The sequence below is a fragment of the Photorhabdus sp. RW14-46 genome (genome assembly GCF_963887965.1).
In the GTDB taxonomy this organism is placed as follows: domain Bacteria; phylum Pseudomonadota; class Gammaproteobacteria; order Enterobacterales; family Enterobacteriaceae; genus Photorhabdus; species Photorhabdus laumondii.
This window is the reverse complement of the sequence record NZ_CAWPHH010000103.1, coordinates 1-896: the sequence shown is the minus strand read 5'-3', so window position 1 is coordinate 896 and position 896 is coordinate 1. Positions and strand designations below refer to the sequence as shown.

The window sequence follows — 896 nt, the reverse complement described above, 5'->3', positions numbered from 1 at the left end:
CACTATGCGCACGTTGACTGCCCAGGCCACGCCGACTACGTGAAAAACATGATCACCGGTGCGGCTCAGATGGACGGCGCAATCCTGGTAGTTGCCGCGACTGACGGTCCAATGCCACAGACGCGTGAGCACATCCTGTTAGGCCGTCAGGTAGGCGTTCCTTACATCATCGTGTTCCTGAACAAATGTGACATGGTAGACGACGAAGAGCTGCTGGAACTGGTTGAGATGGAAGTGCGTGAGCTGCTGTCTCAGTACGATTTCCCAGGCGACGACACGCCAGTCATCCGTGGTTCTGCTCTGAAAGCGCTGGAAGGTGATGCAGAGTGGGAAGCCAAAATCATCGAACTGGCAGAGGCCCTGGATAGCTACATTCCAGAGCCAGAGCGTGCTATTGACCAGCCATTCCTGCTGCCAATCGAAGACGTATTCTCTATTTCAGGCCGTGGTACTGTAGTTACCGGTCGTGTAGAGCGCGGTATTGTTAAAGTGGGTGAAGAAGTTGAAATCGTGGGTATCAAAGACACGACTAAAACCACTTGTACTGGCGTAGAAATGTTCCGCAAACTGCTGGACGAAGGCCGTGCAGGTGAGAACGTCGGTGTTCTGCTGCGTGGTACCAAGCGTGACGAAATCGAACGTGGTCAGGTACTGGCGAAACCGGGTTCAATCAAGCCACACACCACTTTCGAATCAGAAGTTTATATTCTGAGCAAAGACGAAGGTGGCCGTCATACGCCATTCTTCAAAGGCTACCGTCCACAGTTCTACTTCCGTACAACTGACGTGACCGGTACCATTGAACTGCCAGAAGGCGTGGAAATGGTGATGCCAGGTGATAACATTCAGATGAAAGTTACCCTGATTGCCCCAATCGCAATGGACCAGGGTCTGCG

At 52.6% G+C, this 896-nt stretch carries 1 protein-coding gene; it reads left to right on the top strand.

Features of this window, described 5'->3' with window-relative positions; translation table 11 throughout:
- Positions 1–896: elongation factor Tu (gene tuf / locus AACQ38_RS23730; RefSeq protein WP_112872378.1), on the top strand; the 896-nt coding region annotated here is incomplete at both ends.